Source organism: Acinetobacter sp., from assembly GCF_036659555.1.
Lineage (GTDB): Bacteria > Pseudomonadota > Gammaproteobacteria > Pseudomonadales > Moraxellaceae > Acinetobacter.
On sequence record NZ_JAVXCI010000069.1, the window covers coordinates 1 to 17,872 of the forward strand.

Genomic DNA, 17,872 nt, shown 5'->3' on the forward strand with positions numbered 1-17,872 from the left:
AGAACCAAAAGCATTTGTCATCCGCGAAACCTGTTCACTTTCTGCACTTAAACAGTTTTCATTGCAAAAACAGTCCATTTCAAAAACCAGATAGGTTGCGGATGACACTTCCGCGTATCAAATAAATTCTAGAATTTAAAAAGAAAAAGCCAGTCAGCTTCTTAATTGACTGGCATTACTCTGATTTGAGCGCTTTCTTTGGCATTTGCTAAAAGGGCTTAGCCGATTTTTTTGAAGATAAAGTCATTAATTTTATGGCCTTCTTCCAGTCCGCGGCGTTCAAACTTGGTTTGCGGGCGCCACTCTGGACGCGGGTAGCTGTTGCCTTTGCCTGCCAGATTTTCCAGATTTGGACGGTTGTCCAGCACATCCAGCATCCATTCCGCATACGGTTCCCAGTCCGTCGCTGAGTGGAAAGTGCCGCCCATTGCCAATTTCTGCTCAACCAGCGGCATGCGGTCATGGGAGACAAAACGGCGCTTGAAGTGGCGCTTTTTCTGCCACGGGTCTGGGAAATACAGCTGAATGGTGTCAATGCTGCTGTCCGGCATTTCACGCAGCACTTTAATCGCGTCGGCATCCAGCAGGCGCAGGTTTTTCAATTCAGCCATGCCGGCTTCATACACGCACTGCGCAATACCCGGCACATGCACTTCAATGCCGACAAAGTTGCGTTCAGGGTTGGCGCGCGCCATCAGCACCAGCGAGCGGCCCATGCCGAAACCGATTTCTACCGTTAAAGGGTGCTCCGGATGTTCAAAATGCTGGCGCAGGTCGCCAACCGGGTATTCCAAAATCAAGTGACCATATTGTTCAAGCGCAGTGCGTTGAGACGTGTTCAACGGCGTTGAGCGGCGCATAAACGTCACAATTTCACGCTGCTCGCTTAAGTTGTCCAGCTCTACGACTTGCTGGTCTAATTGATCGTTCGACATAACTTTGGCAAATGTAAAAAATTTGAATGCGGTATTTTAAGTCCTGCGCTTAACAAGTCAAACTTTTTGCAGAAAATCAGCTGAAACAGCCTGCCCGCTATCAGCGGAAAATTCAGTTAAATTGTCACAAAATTTTCACGGCGATGTCATTTGGTAAAATTATCCTGAACATAATTTCACCAAGCAATAAAAAATCATGAAGGCATTCAATCCAAAATTTTTAACCACATGCGTGCTGCTGGGCGGCTGTTCATTTCCTGCATATGCTGAAATCATGTTCAGCCAATATATTGACGGCATATCCAACCAGAAAGGGCTGGAAATTTATAACCCGGACGGCAAAGCGGCGGATTTATCCGCCTACAGCATTCTGCAATACAGCAATGGCGCCTCAGACAAGCCCAGCGGCACATTTAAGCTGGAGGGAAGCTTAGGGCCAAAGCAGAAAATGATTGTCGGGCGCGCAGAGCTGCAGGCGGCATTGGCGGGCTATGCGGATAAAATGCAGTTTCTGGTGAAGGGCTTGTCTTTTAATGGCGATGATGCCTTAATTTTAAAGAATAGTGATAAAGCGGTTGACCGCTTTGGCCAGTTGGGCGCAGATCCCGGCGAGGGCTGGGGCACAGCAGCATTCAACAGCGCGAAGAACAGCCTGAAGCGGATTCAGTCCAGCAATGACGCGGGCAGCGTCAACCCTGCAGATCCCTTCAATTTGGAAAGCCAATGGGTAAAATGGTCTGACCGCAGCGCTTACGGTGAGAACCTGTTCAATGGCGGCGGTAGCCAGCCGGTGCCGGAAAATATCAGCTGCAGCTCAGGCACCACAGCCATTGCCGACCTGCACAGCGCGGCGCTGGATCAGGCCTATGCCGTGCGCGGCGTGATCACCGCGGACTTCCGTTACAGCAATGGCTTTAATGGCTTCTTTATCCAGACTGCGGACAGCAAGGCCAAGGCCGGCGCGAACAATGCAATTTTTGTGTATATTCCGGCCAGCAGTGCGGTTAAAGGCGGCAAGCTGGGCGATGAAGTCATTTTAAAAGGCAAGCTCAGCAATTACCAAAACCAGCTGCAGCTGCAGGACTTAAGCACCGAAGTGGTTTCCTGCCAGGACAATGCATCGTCTTTGGTGCAGCCGCTGGCAGTGAATTTGCCCTTTGACAGCTTAAGCGCTTCCGCTGGCCATGCGCCGAAACGCTATCAGGGCATGCTGGTGAAGCTGCCGCAGAAGCTGACCGTCAGTGAAAACTATGAATACGGCCGCTTTGGCTCAGTGGTGCTTACGCCGGAACGCCACTATATCCCGACCAATCTTTATCCTGCGAAATCTGCTGAAGCGCTGGCTTTGGCCAAGCAGAACATGCTGTCCAAAATTGTGCTGGATGACGGCTATAACAATCAGAACCGCACGCCGTGGCTGCCGCAGAACTTCAGCGCTGCCAATTCTCTGCGAACAGGCTATGAAATGCAGAATGTGCAGGGAATTCTGGAATACCGCTACGGCCAGTGGCGGATTCAGCCCCGCCCAAGTTTGGATCAGCCGGCAGTCAGTGCAGAAAAGAACCCGCGCGCCGCGCTGCCGGCGAAAGACGCTAAGCAAATCCGCGTGGCGGCCTTTAACGTGCTGAATTATGACAATGGCGCGGAAAAAGGCTTTCCGACAGCGCGCGGCGCAAGCACGCCGGCCGAGTTTGAAAAGCAGCACAGGAAAATTGTCAGCGCTTTAAAAGCGATGAATGCAGATGTGGTGGCGCTGATGGAAATCGCCAACAACGGCTATGCGGAAAACAGCGCGATTGCCCATTTGACCCAAGCCTTGGGCAGTGACTGGAAATACGTTGCGCCTGCAAAAGAGCAATTGGGCAGCGATGCGATAGCCGTTGCGGTAATTTACAACAGCAAGCGCGTGACGCCGGTGGGCAATCCTGCGGTATATGATGATGAAAGTAAGATGAACCGCGTCACCTTCCTGCAAAGCTTTAAGCCGGCGGGCGGCGGCAAGCTGTTTACGGTAATTCCCAACCATTTGAAATCCAAAGGCAGCTGCCCTAAAGATAAGGCTTCGCCGGATGCCGATCAGGGCGACGGCCAAGGATGCTGGAATGACCTGCGCACCAAGTCGGTTGCGAAGCTGATGCAGTGGACAGCGAAAGAGCAGGCAGCATTAAAGCAGAATGCGAACCTGCTGCTGCTGGGCGATATGAACAGCTATGCCAAAGAAGACCCGATTCTCGCTTTGGAGAAAGCCAGCTATAAAGTGCTGTTGAATGACGAAAAAGTCGGTCAGGGCAAAGCGGCGTACAGCTATGTGTTCGGCGTAGCCAGCAATACGGAAGGCCATGGCGGTTCAGGCAATCTGGATCACGCCATTGCCGATGCGAACCTCTACCCGATGGTGAAGCGCACCTTTGCATGGCATATCAACGCGGATGAGCCGACGGCGCTGGATTACAACGATGAATATAAAACCGATGAGCAGAAAGCATTATTCTTTAATGACGACCCGTACCGCTCGTCTGACCATGACCCGATTATTGTCGATTTAGACCTGAATGACGCGGCTGTGCAGCCGCCGCAGGACAGCGCGGAAATCGGCGGAGGCAGCATGGGGCTGTTCGGCATGCTCAGCATGCTGGGGCTGGCGGTTTTTGCTCAGCTTCGGCGCCGCAAGGCGATTCAGTCAGACTGATTTTTCCGGCTAGGCTTAAGCGAAAACCTCCCGGCGGCCAGTCGCCGGGAGGTTTTTTAATCCTGTGAGTTGAGTTCTTTGCATCCCTATTTTGATCTGGCTTTTCAGTTTAGTTTATTCCTCAGGAGGGAAGCTGAAGATCCGGCTTGAGCGGCAAAATGACCTGAATAGCCGTATGGCCGGCAAGCGGCGCAGCGCGGGTTTATTGGCACGGATATTTGAAAATAGCAGCGTTTGCCAAAAAATATAGGGTTTTAATGCCAAACTGCACTTATGCGCATGGCGAATCATCATCAGGAAAAAATCAGTGCAGATTGACTTGAAAAGTTCTGTGATTTAGACAATATTCAAAGCCTAAATGTTTTTTTATGTATTTAGGCTTTTTTGCAATTTACAGGTTCAGTGACTTGAAAGTTTGCCGGAAGCGATTTAAAACATTAATAGTTTAATAACAAGGATCAGATATGAAGCTATATTATTCTCCGGGCGCATGCTCTTTAGCATCGCATATTATTTTAAATGAAATTAATGTTGATTTTGATTTGGTTCGCGTTGACCTAAAAACACATAAAACAGAAAAAGGCGCAGATTATTACGAAATTAACCCTAAAGGCTATGTGCCGGCGCTGGAAATCAATCCGGGCTTAATCCTTACAGAAAACGTGGCGATTCTGCCGTTTCTTGCGCAGCATGATCCGAAACAGGATTTAATTCCGCCTTCTGGCCTAGGCCGCGCCAAGGTGCTGGAATGGCTGGGCTATTTGAATTCTGAACTGCATGACGCCTATGCGGTGTTCTTTGGCGGGCCGTTAAGCGCAGAGGCGAAGGATAAAGCCTATGCGGAGATTGACCGCTTGCTCAGCTATATTGAAAAAAGCATCGGCGAGTCGGACAACGATTATCTGGTGGATGACAACTTTGGCCCGGCGGATGCGTATTTATTTGTGCTGACCAACTGGTCGAAGGGCATTGGGCACGATTTAACGCCGTATAAAAATATCATTGCCTTGCGCAATAAAGTCGCAGAACGCCAGTCAGTGCAGATTGCAATGCGCGATGAAGGCTTAATCCCTTAATTGGCGGGCTGTGCCTGACAAGAGGACGCCTTCGGGCGTTTTTTTATATTTAGGAGCTATTCATGATTTTTAATCAATAGTATTTTGCTGATTGATATATTTTTTGCAATAAAAATTGCCTCTATAGTGCCTGCATAAATCAAGACTGAAGGCCGCTGCATGAGCAATATCTTAATTATCAATGGCGCTAAAACGTTTGCGCATTCCAATGGCGAATTAAATGACACTTTGGCTGCATTGGCAAAGACTGTATTAGGCGAATTAGGCCACAGCGTTCAAATGACGCACGCAGACAGTCTGTATAATGCTCAGGAGGAAGTTCAAAAATATCTTTGGGCGGACACGGTTATTTATCAAATGCCGGGTTGGTGGATGGGCGCGCCGTGGACGGTGAAAAAATATATTGATGATGTCTTTACTGCCGGGCATGGCAGCCTCTATGCAAACGACGGCCGCTCGCGCTCTGATGCGGCCAAACAATACGGTTCAGGCGGGCTGATTCACGCTAAAAAATACATGCTGTCCTTGACATGGAATGCGCCAATCGAAGCATTTTCCGAGCCTGACCAATTTTTCCATGGCGCCGGCGTAGACGGCGTGTATCTGCCATTTCATAAAGCCAATCAATTTTTAGGCATGCAGGCGCTGCCGACATTTATGGTCAATGATGTGATTAAAGCGCCGGAGATCGCTGCCTATAAAGCGCAATACCGCAGCCATTTGATGCAGGCATTTGCCTAATCAGGAGATTGCCATGCTGACCGTTCTTGCGGAAATTCTGTGCCATTCAGAAGATGATTTTAAAATAGTTTTAGCGTCTTTTAAAACCATTAGGCCGCTGGTGCTGCAGGAAACTGGCTGTCATGGCTATGATGTGCATATAGATGCTGCCGCAGAAAGCGCGATGCAGAGCAAAGTGCCTTATTCCATTGTGATGTATGAAAAATGGGAAACTGCGCAGGATTTGGAAAGGCATATGCAAAGCGCCAATATGCAGGCAGCGCTGGGAGCAGTGTTTAAAGTGCTGGTGCGCATTTTGGAACAAGTTTAAGGCGCTTGCGGTATCAGGGAAACAGCCTTTCCGCAGGCTGTTTTATTCAAACTCATAATGCTCATTAAACTTAACCTGTTCCAGTTTAAGCGGGTATTTATTTTTCAGCTTCGTCCATTGGGTTTTGATGGGCTGGTGGCCTTCTGCAAATTCATTTTTGCCTGAAGTGCTTTTCACTTTTCCGGTTAAAAAGTTAATGCTCCGTTCTGTAATATCGCCGGAAGAGCGGTGGAAATCATTGCTGTCATAGCCAATTAGTTTAAAAGACTGATCTTGATATCTGAATGTATAAAGATGATTGCTTACATACCATGAGCCGCAACTGAGCCAGTAATGCAAGCCAATTTTAAGCAGGCCATTTTTGATTGCTAAAGCTTCGCCTTCAGCTAAAGGATCGGCAAGGCAGGGCGATTCTGCATCGCCTTCGGCTGGCAGAAAATCATTGCTGGCCGCCAGCTGATAGCCTTGCGGCTTTTTAAACAGAACCAGCAGTTTCCGGGGATTTAAATTCAGTTCTGGGCTTCCTAAGCTGTCATTTTTGACAATATTTTTAGGGTTGCTGTCTTCAATAATGAGCGCCAGATCTGCCTGGACATCGCCATTTAAATCGCCTTGAACTTTTTCCAAAAGTTTCCAGTTGTGGGGAATAAATGACTGATATTCTGCTTTGGTTTCAGCCTTTGCCCAAGCTGTGCTGATCAGCGTATTTGCCAATAGGCAGGCTGCCAGAAGGCAGCTGATTTTCTGTTTTAGCATTCATTTAATCCTAATCCGTGATTCATATTTTCTGCGCAAGCCCAGAAAGAGCTGAAATTATTTATCTGATATTATTGCATTGAGCTTTTAACATGCAATCAGTACAGCTGTTGCCCTATTGAATCAGCGCGATAAAAAAGGATTCCGAAGAATCCTTGAGCTAAAGCGTAGAGGCATGATGAGGCTTATTTAAAGAAATAGCCGGTTTCCGGCGAGCTGGCATTCGCCATGCGCTTGCGCGGCATGCGCCCGGCAAGAAAGGCTTCACGGCCAGCTTCAACTGCTTTCTTCATGGCGGATGCCATCAGTACAGGGTTCTGCGCGGCGGCAATGGCGGTATTCATCAGCACGCCGTCACAGCCCAGCTCCATGGCAATGGCGGCATCGCTTGCCGTACCTACGCCGGCATCTACCAGTACTGGAACTTTGGCATTTTCTTTAATAATAGAAAGGGTATGCGGATTCAAAATGCCCAAGCCTGAGCCAATGAGGCTGCCTAAAGGCATAATAGCCACACAGCCCATGCTTTCCAGTTCCTGCGCCACAATCGGGTCATCCGAAGTGTAGACCATGATTTCAAAACCGTCATCAATCAGCGTGCGTGCGGCTTTTAAAGTTGCGGTGACATTTGGATATAGGGTTTTTTCATCGCCTAAAACTTCCAGCTTCACCAGATTGTGGCCGTCTAAAAGTTCACGCGCCAGCATGCAGGTGCGCACAGCGCTGTCGGCATCAAAACAGCCGGCGGTATTCGGCAGAATGGTGTATTTTTCCGGCGGCACCACAGAAAGCAAATTCGGCTGATCCGGGTGCTGGCCAATATTCACGCGGCGAATGGCGACAGTGACAATCTCTGCGCCGCTGGCTTGAATGGCCAGATCGGTTTCGTGCAGATCCTTGTATTTGCCAGTGCCCACCAGTAAGCGTGAATTGAACGTGCGTGAACCAATTTTAAATGTATCTTGCATGGGAGCTCCTGTTAACCGCCGCCAACGGCATGTATGATTTCAATGCGGTCTGCATCGCAAATAGCTGTCTGTTCCAGCTTGCTTTTGGGAATGATCATTTCATTTTTTTCAACGGCAAAGCGCTTGCCTTCCAGCGCCAATTCCTGAATCAGTTCCAGTAAATTGCGGCATGAAGTCTGCTGCGGTTCGCCATTCAAGTAAATATGCATTTCAGAAAATCTCGAGTGTGCTATTTTGCGTATTTTAACGCGTTCCAGGCCAGCGCCAGCCAGCCTAAAATCATCAGCGCGCCGCCGATCGGGGTAATGGCGCCTAAACCGCGCGGCAGGCCTAAAGCCATAATGTATAGGGAGCCGCAGAAGAAGAAAATGCCGACTTGAATCAGCCAAAAGCTGGCTTTAATAGGAAGCTGGGGAATGACTTTGCTGAGAACGGCAAGCGCCAGCAGCCCCAAAGCATGATAGAAGAAGTAATCTGTAGCCGTCTGCCACCAGCCCAGCTGCGCTTCCGTGGCGCTGGCTTTTAAGCCGTGCGCGCCAAAGGCGCCCAGCATGACCGCAAGGGCTAAATTCAGTGCTGAAATGGCGATCCGCATGGGCAAGATTACCTTAGTAAAATTTGCGCTCAACCATAGCATATTTTGAGGCGCAGATTAAAGATGAAATCCTGCCCTGGGCGCGGAAATTTGCCCTAAAACGCTGCTAATCAGCCGTCCGGCTTTGAGGGGGCGTGAAGCGCTTTTTTGCACAGGCCATGCCGTTAATTTGAAGACATGGCCACTTTAATTTTTTCCATGGCATTTTTTTCTAGCTGGCGGATGCGCTCTGCGGAAACATTGTACTCAGCTGCCAATTCATGCAGGGTGGATTTTTCGTCATCCAGCCAGCGGCGCTGCAGGATATTGCGGGAACGGTCATCCAGCTGTTCCATTGCATCGTGCAGGGCGGAAGTGCTTTGCTCCTCATAGTCTTCATTCTCAATCAGACGGGCAGGATCGTAGCGGTTGTCTTCTAGATACAGCGCCGGCGCAACATGGGTTGAGCCTTCATCATCATCATCGCCCTGTGCTTCAAAGGCAGCATCGTAAGCAGTCAGGCGGCCTTCCATTTCCAGCACTTGCTCAGCGGTCACGTTTAAGTCATCAGCAATTGACTGCGCTTCGGCCAGCGTTAATTTTTTTGATGATTTCTTCAAGCTGCGCAAATTGAAGAATAATTTACGTTGCGCTTTGGTGGTCGCAATTTTGACGATGCGCCAGTTGCGGATCACATATTCATGAATTTCAGCTTTAATCCAGTGCACAGCAAAAGACACTAAGCGCACGCCCATATTCGGGTCAAAGCGCTTTACGGCTTTCATCAAGCCTAAATTGCCTTCCTGAATCAGGTCGCCCTGAGGCAAGCCATAGCCCGCGTAGCTGCGCGCAATATGAACCACAAAGCGCAAATGCGACATAACCAGCATTTTCGCCGCGTCTAAATCCTGATCGTAATAATAGCGTTCCGCCAGCTCTTTTTCTTGGTCGGCTGTGAGAATAGGAATCTGGTTGACAGTACTGATATAAGCACCGAGGTTTACCCCTGGTGCCGATAATGACAGGGGCATCAATTGATTGCTGCTGTCACTCATGTGTTCTCCTTGAGCGTAAAAAGGCTTTGCCAATAATTAAGTTTTATCTTAATCCAATATTTACCTGAATTATGGAAAATTGGGTAGCGAAATGTAAACTTTAATAAAGTTTTTAGGGTTTTAAGTTTAATTGAAAATATTTAAGATTCAATTAAGTAGTGATATTCATCATTGGATATTTTATCCAGCCGGCAGCCTAAGGCATGCATCTGGCAGTAGCGTAAAACATCCTGCTGGCTGTGCGGGTCAGAGGATTTTAATAAAAAAAATGCCTGGCCGGCATGCAGCTTTAAAGCCTTTTTGAGCATTAAGAGCGGCATAGGGCAGGGTTTCCCCATGGCATCAATCATAATGGCGGATGCGGCTGAATTCTCACTCATTTTAAAATCCAATCATGATTTTTAAAAAGAACAGAAATATTAGCAAATTGGCCGGGAAAGCCCAAACAATTTGCAATTTTTTTATCATCAGCAGTTAAGCAAAACCAGCGGATTGCAACTTGCTTATAATCCGCGGTTAAGAAAAATGAACGGCAAGCTTATGAAAAAATATTCTGAGATAAAATGAAGAATGATGAAAAAAATCTATCAATTGTCATGAACCCATGTTAAGCTCGACGCGTATTTGGGATTTCAGACAAACAAAAGTTGTTTTTCGCCCAAATGCAAATGGATGTAACCGGGATTTTGTTAATAGTTTTACAGAATGATTACAAGCTTAGAAATAAAAACATTTTTAAACTTTGTTTGCTCTGCTGTTTGCAACACCGGGTTGTCCTTCTTATGCAATACAATGAGGATTAACTTATGACAGCACGTGAACAAGGCGTTGTTAAATGGTTCAACGACACTAAAGGTTTCGGCTTTATTCAACGTAACGGCGGTGACGATGTATTCGTTCATTTCCGCGCTATCCAAGGTGACGGCCACCGTTCACTTCGTGACGGCCAACGCGTTGAATTCAGCGTAGTAAAAGGTCAAAAAGGCTTCCAAGCTGAAGAAGTTCAGCCTTTAGACTAATCGTCTAGGCAGTCTGAAAAACGCTCCAATGTAAATTGGGGCGTTTTTTGTTTATAATGGTTGAAGTTTTTGTGATTACTAACGTTCGAGCGCATTTATATGTCATCTGGTTTTGAAGCCTTAAATTTACATCCGCAATTGAAACAGGCAATTGATGCTTTAGGTTTCAAAGAAATGACGCCAATTCAGCAGAAAGTTTTAAAATATACTTTGGCTGGACATGACGCTATTGGCCGTGCACAGACCGGTACGGGTAAAACGGCTGCATTCTTGGTCAGCGTGATCAATGATTTGCTGAATAATCCCATTCAGGAGCAGCGCTACCGCGGCGAACCGCGCGCCTTAATCCTGGCGCCTACGCGTGAGCTGGCTTTGCAGATTGAAAGTGATGCAAAAGAATTAACTAAATTCAGCAATCTGCATGTCGTGACCTTGCTGGGCGGTGTTGACTTTGATAAGCAGAAAGCGCAGCTGAATAAAAATTTTGTTGATATTATTGTGGCAACGCCAGGGCGTTTAATCGACTTTGTCGAGCAGAAGGAAGTCTGGCTGGATCAAATTGAATTTTTAGTAATTGATGAAGCTGACCGCCTGCTGGACATGGGTTTCATTCCTTCAGTGAAGCGGATTGTGCGCTACTCGCCGCGCAAGGAGCAGCGCCAGACGCTGATGTTCTCCGCGACATTCAGCTATGATGTTTTGAATTTGGCGCAGCAGTGGCTGTTCGAGCCGGTGACTGTAGAAATTGAGCCGGACAAGAAAACCAATGCGGACGTGGAACAGCGCGTGTATATGGTTGCGAAATCGGACAAGTACAAGCTGCTGCAGGATATTCTGCGCGATGAGCCGATTGAAAAAGTCATGATCTTTGCCAACCGCCGCGATCAGGTGCGCCGCCTGTATGATCATTTGAAAAAAGACGGCTATCAGGCGGTGATGCTGTCCGGTGAGATTGCGCAGGACAAGCGCTTGAAAATGCTGGATCAGTTTAAAAACGGCAAGCACAACATTATGATTGCGACCGATGTGGCTGGCCGCGGCATTCATGTGGACGGCGTTTCGCATGTGGTGAACTTTACCTTGCCGGAACAGTCCGATGACTATGTGCACCGTATTGGCCGTACTGGCCGCGCAGGCTCGCGCGGCGTCAGCATCAGTTTCCTGTCGGAAGATGATGCGTTCTACCTGCCGGAAATTGAGAAGGCTATTGGCCAGAAGCTGCCTTTAACCCGCTTGGAAGGCTATTGCTGATTTCACCCCCGCAAGAAAAAACCGCTCAAAATGAGCTAATGCCGGTCAGTTAAGCATTTTTAATCCTCCCCAACCCTCCTTTTTCAAAGGAGGGAGTATTTTGAAATTCAATACAGTCTTGAATTCAAGGGTGTTCCCCTCTTTTTCAAAGAGGGGTTAGGGGAGATTTATCAATCAGTAATAATGAAATTACGCTTAACTGATCAGCATTACTCAAATAGAGCGGTTTTTTTGACTTCTTTTTTCAGGCTAATCGCTTATTTAGCCTGACAGGTAAAGGTGAGGATGGTTTGATAGTCATCCTCCTTGCTGATATCGGTATTGCTGCCGGTAATTGAGCCTAAAATGCCGGCTGCTGCTTGCACCATTTGCCCGGTTTTTTCATCAAAAACGCCTTTCAGTGCGCCATTGTAGCCGCTTTTTTCATCGACAATAATCGGGGAGGCGTTTCTGCCGCAGGTGCTGTTGGCTGCTGAAATGGCATTGTTTTTGGCTGCAAGGCTGGTTTTGCCAACGGCAGTGACTTCATATTGATTGTTTGGCTTTTGAATGGCCAAAGACTTTGTTGGCGCATTCGATGCGCAGGCACTCAGCAGGATTGCAGATGTAATTGCGGTACAGGTGAGCAGCTGTTTTTTCATGATTTTTTCCCCGTTTGGTAAATTTTCTATATTTGAACACAGCTTCTGGGCATGAGCGCGTGAAAGCTGTATGAGTTGTGCTGCTTTTTATTGCCGGCCTGTGAGGCGGTGCGGCCAAATAAATTGAAACTTCCCGGCGCCAACCGTATGGAGTAAGTGCTTGAGAATATGCTAATCTTGGGGCGGATTTATTAAAGCGGTATAAAATGTCAATGTCAGAGTTAGCGGTTGAAACGGTTCATCAAAACATTCATCAGCGTCAATCGATTGGGCATTTGGCTGAGCCGGCGCCGGATGCCGCGCAGCTGGAAAGGGCATTTCAAGCGGCTTTGACTGCGCCGGATCATCACCGTTTAAAGCCCACCCGCTTTGTGGTGGTGCATGAAGCGCAGCGTGAAGCGTTCGGCGAGCTGCTGTCGCAGGCGCTGGCGGATACGGGCCAGACGGAAGCTGCGCAGCTGGAGCGCGTGAAGCATCATCCATTCCGCGCGCCGCTTTTGGTATTGGCTTTAACCCGGCTGCAGGACCATCCTAAAGTGCCTCATTTTGAGCAGATTTTAAGTACTGGCGCAGCTGTGCAGAATTTCCTGCTGTCTTTGCAGGCTCAAGGCTTTTCGACCATGTGGCGCAGCGGCGCAGTGGTGGAGTCGGCTTTATTCAAGCGGGCTTTAGGTTTAAGCGAAACAGACTTGATTTCAGGCATTATTTATATTGGCACAGCAGTTAAGGCGATTCCGCCCCGCGCAGAAATGCAGACTTCAGAATTTGTCAGTGATTGGAAAAAGTAAGCGTTCGCATACAGCGCGTTAGGAAATAAAAACAATGTCAGAACTTAAATTTTCAGATTTAGTCGAAACGGCGGCGCCAGCTGATAAAACCGCCCTAAGAGTCACCGTGCTTGGCGGCGGCAGTTTCGGCACAGCCATGGCTAATACAGCAGTGCGCAACGGCTGCGACACTATCATCTGGATTCGGGATGGGGAGGCGGCTGCCGATATTAATGCAACGCATATCAATAAGCGTTATCTTCCGGATTTTCAGCTGGAGGCCGGCCTGCACGCGACCTCAAATCTGGAAGACGCGGTCTGCGGCCGCGATATTATTTTCGTCGCGATCCCAAGCCATTCATTCCGCAGTGTATTGGAACAGATTAAGCCTTTTATTACTTCGCAGGCCGTGGTGTCATTAACCAAAGGCATTGAAGCGAAAACCTTCAGCTTTATGAGCGACATTATCCGTGAAGTGCTGCCGGAAGTGCCGTATGGCGTGCTGTCCGGGCCGAATTTAGCCAAGGAAATTATTGCTGGCCAGCCGGCCGGAACGGTAATCGCCAGCCAGTCTGAGCTGGTGCGCTATGCGGTGCAGCAGGCGCTGCACAGTGCGCTGTTCCGCGTATTTTCCAGTGATGATGTGCACGGCGTGGAGCTGGGCGGCGCGCTGAAGAATATTTATGCTGTGGCGATGGGCATGGCAGCGGCTTACGGCGTGGGCGAAAATACCAAAAGCATGATTTTGACCCGCGCCTTGGCGGAAATGAGCCGTTTTGCGGTAGAGCTGGGCGCCAATCCGCTGACCTTCCTTGGATTGTCCGGGGTTGGTGATTTATTCGCCACATGCAGCAGTCCGCTCAGCCGCAACTATCAGGTCGGTTTCGCTTTGGGTTCGGGAAAAACGCTGGAGCAGGCGACTCAAGAGCTGGGTCAGACTGCGGAAGGCATCAATACCATTGTGCAGGTCAAGGCCCGTTCAGAAGCGCTGAATGTCTATATGCCGATTACCAGCGCATTATATAATGTGATTTATGAGGGCGCGCCGCCATTGAGCATTGCGCTTTCATTAATGAAAAACGGCCACCGCAGCGATGTGGAGTTTGTGCTGCCGCATCAGCAGGCCTGAGCAAAAACAGCGTGTGATGAAAACAGAATTGTCATGAACTATGTATATAATGCGCCACAGTAAATAAGGAAATTTTATGCAACTGACTTTAGTACGCCACGGGGAAGCAGCCCGGCCTGTGATGGGCAATGACAGCGTGCGCCCGCTGACGGAGCGCGGCCACCTGCAGGCGGAGCAGATGGCGGATTTCTTAAAGGATATTATCCGCCCGGAAGTATTCGTGGTCAGTCCGCTGCTGCGCGCGCAGGAAACGCTGGCGCATTTGCAGAAGCATTTTCCAGATGTGCCTGTGGTGGTGTGCAACACCATTAAGCCGGATGATGATGCTAAAACAGCGGTAGAGTGGCTGTCGCAGCTGCCTTATGAGTCAATTGCCGTGGTTTGCCATATGAATGTGGTGGCGCATATAGCGTCCATTCTGGTTTCAGAATCATTCAACCCTTATGCTTTGGCGGAAGCCCGCATCTATGAGCAGGCGGTGATAGCGTCAGGGCTGTCAACGCAAATTAAAAGTTTTATTCCAGCAGCATAATAAATTAATTAAAACGGCAGAAAAGCACCGATGTTGTATTTATGGATACCTGAGGCCAATGGGGTTTGGCAATGGTCTGATGGGGAGTGCTGGAAGCAGTCCTCAAATCTTGAACAGTTGATTCAAGACCTGCACGAGCATCACGGCAAAGAAGCTGTGGTGTTTTTCCCAAGCAGGAATGTGCAGATTATTCAGCAGGCCTTGCCGAAAGCGCAGTACAAGAAGCTTGGGCCGGATGGGGTGAAATATCTGCTGGAAGAATATGTGATTCTGCCTTTGGATTTAATGAAAGTGCTGCATCATTTTCAGCATCCGGATCAGCTGACGATTTTAGGCGTTGCAAACTCTGCGGTGGAAACGCTGCAGCATGCGCTGGCTTTGATTCCTGTCAAAGCGGTATCCCTGCTGCCGGATTTCCTGCTGCTGCCTGTGCCGGAAGCGGGGCAGACGGTATTGGGCAATATCGGCGGGCGCCTGCTGGTGCGCGAAAATGAATTTTGCGGCCAGTCTGTTGATGATTTAGCGCTATTTCTGGATTATCAGCCGGAACATCCAGCCTATAAGATCACCAATTTAACCGCGGAGCAGATGCATAGCCTGGAGGCTGTCGTTACGCAGGATCAGCTGGAAAGCTTCCATTATGCGGTGCCGGATATTAAAAAAGCCAAGCAGCATCCATTCAATGTGCTGCCGAAAGCGAAAAGCAGTACGGGGATATCCGGTTACTGGAAAGCCTGCGCTGCTGTGCTGCTGGGCTTGCTTGCCGTACAGTTCAGCTATGACGCTGTGCGCTGGTATCAAAATAAGAAAGTGGCCAATGCCATGGCTGCGCAGGCGGTTGAGCAGTTTAAATACTGGTTCGGGCAGAACTATCCGGTGACAGAGCAGACGCTGAAAAGCCAGTTTGAAAGCCAGATGCGCCAAAGCCAGACCGGCAGTACGCAGGCCTTGTCTTTGCTCAGCCGGGTTGGCCCCGTGCTGATGCAGAATCAGGTTGTGGCAAACCGCGTGGTGTACGACAGTTCTGCGCTGAATATGGAGCTGAAGGCGGGTTCTGCTGAAGTTTTGCAGAATTTAACCCAGCAGCTGAGCCAGCAGGGCTTTAAAGTGGAACTGGGGAATATTCAGCCGAATAGTTCCGGTGTTGTTGGATTGGTGAAAATACAATAATGAAAGCATTAGAGCAAATACAGCAGGCATTTGATCAGCGCGCGGAAAAAATCACAGATTATTTGGATCGGCTCTCAGCGCGCGAGCGTATTATGGTTGTGCTTACATCCATATTTGTGATTGCGGCAGCCGTGGGTTCTGCGCTGTTTTATATGCATAAAGCAGCTGAGTTTCAGCAAAAGCGCGTGAACGGCTTAAAAGATACGATGGTCTGGATGCAAAGCAATGCCGTGACCATGAAGCCGGCGGGGGATGCTGAGCTATCGGCTGCGGATAAGGTGCAGCGGGCCGCGCAGCAGCAGGGGCTTTCCGTCGCTTCGCAGCAGTCCGGCGAGCAGATTCAGATTGCCGTGATGCATGAAAATTATGCGGTGCTGGCAAATTTTTTGACGCAGCTGGCGCAGTCAGGCCTAAGTGTTGAAAAAATGGAGTTAAATTCTGAAGCCGGGCAGATTAAATTAACAGCGGCTGTACAATAATCGCTAGAAATAAAGAAGGCCTAAGCATGGCGTTTTCGCTGGGCTATGCCTATAATACGGCGACTTAAAAAGCAGTAGACTTTTGCAGATATGTTGTATTCTCTTGCCCGCCCTTTGTTGTTTACTTTAGCACCAGAGCGTGCACATGAGCTGACATTATCCCTCCTGAAATCAGCCCATAAGCTGGGCTTGATGCGGCAAGCTGCTGCATCTAAGCCTGTGACCTGCATGGGAATTGAATTTCCGAATCCTGTCGGCCTGGCTGCCGGCCTGGACAAGAACGGCGCTTATATTGACGCCTTGGCTGCGCAAGGGTTCGGCTTTATTGAAATTGGCACCATTACGCCAAAGCCTCAGCCGGGCAATCCTGAGCCGCGCCTGTTCCGCCTGCCGGAAGCGAAAGCCATTATTAACCGCATGGGCTTCAATAATGACGGTGTGGATCAGCTGATTGAAAATGTCAAAGCCTCTAAATTTAAAGGCGTGCTGGGCATCAATATCGGCAAAAACGCTGCGACAGCGGTGGAAAACGCGGTAGATGATTACCTGATTTGCCTTGAGAAAGTCTATAATTACGCGTCCTATATTACGGTCAATATTTCTTCTCCAAACACTAAAAACCTGCGCAGCCTGCAAAGCGGCGAGGCGCTGACCGAGCTGCTGGAAACTTTAAAGAAGCGCCAGCTTGAATTGGCGGAAGAAAACCAGCACTATGTGCCATTGGTGCTGAAAGTTGCGCCGGATTTAGAGCCTGAAGATATTCAGTTTATCGCGCAGCAGCTGCTGACCTTTAAAATTGACGGCCTGATTGTCACCAATACGACGCTTTCGCGTGAAGGCGTTGAAAACTTAGCGCACGGCAATGAAGCCGGCGGCCTGTCTGGCGCGCCGGTCTTTGCCAAAAGCACCGCCTGCCTGGCAGCGTTTGCCCAAGCGCTGCAGGGGCAAATTCCATTGATTGGCGTCGGCGGCATTTTGTCGGGTGAAGACGCGCTGGCGAAAAAGAATGCCGGCGCAGCCCTTGTGCAAATTTACAGCGGCCTCATATATACTGGACCCAAGCTGATTAAAGACTGTGTAGACGCACTGTAAAGATCATGAACACCATTGATGTCTTTATACTGATTCTTTTGCTCATTGGAGGGCTCAACGGTTTGCGTCAAGGATTTATTAAAGCCTTTGCGAACTTGGCAGGATGGATTCTGGCATTAATTGTTGCGGCAAAATATGCTGCCGTTCTGGCGCCTTCGATGCTTTCACTCAGTTCAGACCCGGTGGTGCAGAAAATTGCAGCCTTTGCATTCATTGTCCTCATAATTGTGGTGCTGACATGGCTTGTAACCTATTTGCTGAACGGCATTTTAAGGACGCTTAAGCTGGGCCCGCTCAACCGCTTGGCAGGCGGTGTGTTCGGCGGCTTGAAAGGCCTGCTGGTTGTGCTGATTACCATTCAGGGTGTTGGGCCTTGGGTGGAAAGTTCGCCGCACTGGAGGCAGTCCAAATTTATACAGACTTTACTGCCTTATGCGCCCTGGGTGGCTCAAATGTCCAAGGAAGCGGCCAGTGAAGCATTGCATCATATACATGCTGAAGATGAGCATAAATCTTCAGCAGCATCATCTGAAGCGCTGAACAAAAAAGAGCGTTCATCAGGTGAGTCAACAAATAATCCTTTTTATTAATCCTAGCGTGTCTGCGAGGTTGCTATGTGTGGAGTAGTTGGTATAGCTGGTAAATCACCCGTTAACCAAATGTTGTTTGATGCATTAACGATGTTACA

The 17,872-nt window shown here is 48.9% G+C and carries 22 protein-coding genes; 14 read left to right on the plus strand and 8 right to left on the minus strand.

Annotated elements, in window-relative coordinates; genetic code table 11:
* Positions 1-218: 218 nt before the first annotated feature.
* Positions 219-935, minus strand: a complete 717-nt coding sequence (trmB, locus tag RSA72_RS10145) for a tRNA (guanosine(46)-N7)-methyltransferase TrmB (protein WP_332622808.1) — start codon at positions 933-935, stop codon at positions 219-221.
* Positions 936-1,131: 196 nt separating this feature from the next.
* Between trmB and RSA72_RS10150 the strand changes: the two genes are divergently transcribed.
* From RSA72_RS10150 to RSA72_RS10165, 4 genes are all read left to right on the plus strand, one after another.
* Entirely contained in the window at positions 1,132-3,624 is a 2,493-nt protein-coding gene (locus RSA72_RS10150) for an ExeM/NucH family extracellular endonuclease (protein ID WP_332622806.1), read from the plus strand.
* 464 nt (positions 3,625-4,088) lie between these two features.
* A complete protein-coding gene (locus RSA72_RS10155; RefSeq protein WP_332622805.1) occupies positions 4,089-4,700 on the plus strand; it encodes a glutathione binding-like protein in 612 nt (203 codons plus the stop codon).
* Between the two features lie 159 nt (positions 4,701-4,859).
* Positions 4,860-5,441 (plus strand): NAD(P)H-dependent oxidoreductase, encoded by a 582-nt coding sequence (locus RSA72_RS10160; protein WP_332622804.1) that lies wholly within the window; start codon positions 4,860-4,862, stop codon positions 5,439-5,441.
* A 13-nt stretch (positions 5,442-5,454) separates the two neighbouring features.
* Positions 5,455-5,751, plus strand: a complete 297-nt coding sequence (locus tag RSA72_RS10165; RefSeq protein WP_332622803.1) for a putative quinol monooxygenase — start codon at positions 5,455-5,457, stop codon at positions 5,749-5,751.
* A gap of 42 nt (positions 5,752-5,793) precedes the next feature.
* Here the strand turns inward: RSA72_RS10165 and RSA72_RS10170 are convergent, their stop codons facing one another.
* The 6 genes from RSA72_RS10170 to RSA72_RS10195 form a co-directional block, all read right to left on the minus strand.
* Complete coding sequence (locus tag RSA72_RS10170) at positions 5,794-6,507, minus strand: hypothetical protein (RefSeq protein WP_332622802.1); 714 nt, start codon at positions 6,505-6,507, stop codon at positions 5,794-5,796.
* Between the two features lie 185 nt (positions 6,508-6,692).
* Positions 6,693-7,475 (minus strand): thiazole synthase, encoded by a 783-nt coding sequence (locus RSA72_RS10175; protein WP_332633141.1) that lies wholly within the window; start codon positions 7,473-7,475, stop codon positions 6,693-6,695.
* 11 nt (positions 7,476-7,486) lie between these two features.
* Positions 7,487-7,684: a sulfur carrier protein ThiS gene (gene thiS / locus RSA72_RS10180; protein ID WP_332624635.1), complete on the minus strand. Its 198-nt coding sequence runs from the start codon at positions 7,682-7,684 to the stop codon at positions 7,487-7,489.
* 20 nt (positions 7,685-7,704) lie between these two features.
* Positions 7,705-8,070 carry a DUF423 domain-containing protein gene (locus tag RSA72_RS10185; protein ID WP_332624636.1) on the minus strand — a complete coding sequence of 122 codons (366 nt, stop codon included), beginning with the start codon at positions 8,068-8,070 and terminating at the stop codon, positions 7,705-7,707.
* 164 nt (positions 8,071-8,234) lie between these two features.
* Positions 8,235-9,104, minus strand: a complete 870-nt coding sequence (rpoH, locus tag RSA72_RS10190) for an RNA polymerase sigma factor RpoH (RefSeq protein ID WP_068910742.1) — start codon at positions 9,102-9,104, stop codon at positions 8,235-8,237.
* Positions 9,105-9,244: 140 nt separating this feature from the next.
* Entirely contained in the window at positions 9,245-9,484 is a 240-nt protein-coding gene (locus RSA72_RS10195; RefSeq protein ID WP_332624637.1) for a sulfurtransferase TusA family protein, read from the minus strand.
* A 426-nt stretch (positions 9,485-9,910) separates the two neighbouring features.
* Here RSA72_RS10195 and RSA72_RS10200 point away from each other — a divergent pair, with 426 nt between their 5' ends.
* Positions 9,911-10,123: a cold-shock protein gene (locus RSA72_RS10200; protein ID WP_004648643.1), complete on the plus strand. Its 213-nt coding sequence runs from the start codon at positions 9,911-9,913 to the stop codon at positions 10,121-10,123.
* Between the two features lie 99 nt (positions 10,124-10,222).
* Positions 10,223-11,374: an ATP-dependent RNA helicase RhlB gene (gene rhlB / locus RSA72_RS10205; RefSeq protein WP_332624542.1), complete on the plus strand. Its 1,152-nt coding sequence runs from the start codon at positions 10,223-10,225 to the stop codon at positions 11,372-11,374.
* Between the two features lie 257 nt (positions 11,375-11,631).
* Here rhlB and RSA72_RS10210 read toward each other — a convergent pair whose 3' ends face one another.
* Positions 11,632-12,015, minus strand: coding sequence for a hypothetical protein (locus tag RSA72_RS10210; RefSeq protein WP_332624543.1), 384 nt, complete (start codon positions 12,013-12,015; stop codon positions 11,632-11,634).
* 212 nt (positions 12,016-12,227) lie between these two features.
* Between RSA72_RS10210 and RSA72_RS10215 the strand changes: the two genes are divergently transcribed.
* The 8 genes from RSA72_RS10215 to RSA72_RS14605 all read left to right on the plus strand — a co-directional run.
* Entirely contained in the window at positions 12,228-12,803 is a 576-nt protein-coding gene (locus RSA72_RS10215; RefSeq protein WP_332624544.1) for a nitroreductase family protein, read from the plus strand.
* 34 nt (positions 12,804-12,837) lie between these two features.
* Positions 12,838-13,911 (plus strand): NAD(P)H-dependent glycerol-3-phosphate dehydrogenase, encoded by a 1,074-nt coding sequence (locus RSA72_RS10220; protein WP_332633144.1) that lies wholly within the window; start codon positions 12,838-12,840, stop codon positions 13,909-13,911.
* A 76-nt stretch (positions 13,912-13,987) separates the two neighbouring features.
* Positions 13,988-14,443: a phosphohistidine phosphatase SixA gene (gene sixA / locus RSA72_RS10225; RefSeq protein ID WP_332624366.1), complete on the plus strand. Its 456-nt coding sequence runs from the start codon at positions 13,988-13,990 to the stop codon at positions 14,441-14,443.
* 30 nt (positions 14,444-14,473) lie between these two features.
* A complete protein-coding gene (gene gspL, locus RSA72_RS10230; protein ID WP_332624368.1) occupies positions 14,474-15,613 on the plus strand; it encodes a type II secretion system protein GspL in 1,140 nt (379 codons plus the stop codon).
* Entirely contained in the window at positions 15,613-16,092 is a 480-nt protein-coding gene (gene gspM, locus RSA72_RS10235; RefSeq protein ID WP_332624370.1) for a type II secretion system protein GspM, read from the plus strand. Before gspL ends, gspM begins: the two co-directional genes overlap by 1 nt.
* A gap of 90 nt (positions 16,093-16,182) precedes the next feature.
* On the plus strand, positions 16,183-17,184 hold the full coding sequence (locus RSA72_RS10240) for a quinone-dependent dihydroorotate dehydrogenase (RefSeq protein ID WP_332624372.1): 1,002 nt from the start codon (positions 16,183-16,185) through the stop codon (positions 17,182-17,184).
* A gap of 5 nt (positions 17,185-17,189) precedes the next feature.
* A complete protein-coding gene (locus tag RSA72_RS10245; RefSeq protein WP_332624374.1) occupies positions 17,190-17,774 on the plus strand; it encodes a CvpA family protein in 585 nt (194 codons plus the stop codon).
* A gap of 24 nt (positions 17,775-17,798) precedes the next feature.
* Positions 17,799-17,872: hypothetical protein (locus RSA72_RS14605; protein ID WP_443098339.1), on the plus strand; the 74-nt coding region annotated here is incomplete at its 3' end.

Coding starts and splice junctions, on each gene's coding strand:
- RSA72_RS10185 (WP_332624636.1), bottom strand. CDS start 8,070: ATGCGGATCGCCATTTCAGCACTGAATTTAGCCCTTGCGGTCATGCTG.
- gspM (WP_332624370.1), top strand. CDS start 15,613: ATGAAAGCATTAGAGCAAATACAGCAGGCATTTGATCAGCGCGCGGAA.
- RSA72_RS10210 (WP_332624543.1), bottom strand. CDS start 12,015: ATGAAAAAACAGCTGCTCACCTGTACCGCAATTACATCTGCAATCCTG.
- thiS (WP_332624635.1), bottom strand. CDS start 7,684: ATGCATATTTACTTGAATGGCGAACCGCAGCAGACTTCATGCCGCAAT.
- gspL (WP_332624368.1), top strand. CDS start 14,474: ATGTTGTATTTATGGATACCTGAGGCCAATGGGGTTTGGCAATGGTCT.
- RSA72_RS10195 (WP_332624637.1), bottom strand. CDS start 9,484: ATGAGTGAGAATTCAGCCGCATCCGCCATTATGATTGATGCCATGGGG.
- sixA (WP_332624366.1), top strand. CDS start 13,988: ATGCAACTGACTTTAGTACGCCACGGGGAAGCAGCCCGGCCTGTGATG.
- RSA72_RS10150 (WP_332622806.1), top strand. CDS start 1,132: ATGAAGGCATTCAATCCAAAATTTTTAACCACATGCGTGCTGCTGGGC.
- RSA72_RS10175 (WP_332633141.1), bottom strand. CDS start 7,475: ATGCAAGATACATTTAAAATTGGTTCACGCACGTTCAATTCACGCTTA.
- RSA72_RS10170 (WP_332622802.1), bottom strand. CDS start 6,507: ATGCTAAAACAGAAAATCAGCTGCCTTCTGGCAGCCTGCCTATTGGCA.
- RSA72_RS10160 (WP_332622804.1), top strand. CDS start 4,860: ATGAGCAATATCTTAATTATCAATGGCGCTAAAACGTTTGCGCATTCC.
- RSA72_RS10245 (WP_332624374.1), top strand. CDS start 17,190: ATGAACACCATTGATGTCTTTATACTGATTCTTTTGCTCATTGGAGGG.
- RSA72_RS10240 (WP_332624372.1), top strand. CDS start 16,183: ATGTTGTATTCTCTTGCCCGCCCTTTGTTGTTTACTTTAGCACCAGAG.
- RSA72_RS10215 (WP_332624544.1), top strand. CDS start 12,228: ATGTCAGAGTTAGCGGTTGAAACGGTTCATCAAAACATTCATCAGCGT.
- rhlB (WP_332624542.1), top strand. CDS start 10,223: ATGTCATCTGGTTTTGAAGCCTTAAATTTACATCCGCAATTGAAACAG.
- RSA72_RS10200 (WP_004648643.1), top strand. CDS start 9,911: ATGACAGCACGTGAACAAGGCGTTGTTAAATGGTTCAACGACACTAAA.
- RSA72_RS10220 (WP_332633144.1), top strand. CDS start 12,838: ATGTCAGAACTTAAATTTTCAGATTTAGTCGAAACGGCGGCGCCAGCT.
- RSA72_RS10155 (WP_332622805.1), top strand. CDS start 4,089: ATGAAGCTATATTATTCTCCGGGCGCATGCTCTTTAGCATCGCATATT.
- trmB (WP_332622808.1), bottom strand. CDS start 935: ATGTCGAACGATCAATTAGACCAGCAAGTCGTAGAGCTGGACAACTTA.
- rpoH (WP_068910742.1), bottom strand. CDS start 9,104: ATGAGTGACAGCAGCAATCAATTGATGCCCCTGTCATTATCGGCACCA.
- RSA72_RS10165 (WP_332622803.1), top strand. CDS start 5,455: ATGCTGACCGTTCTTGCGGAAATTCTGTGCCATTCAGAAGATGATTTT.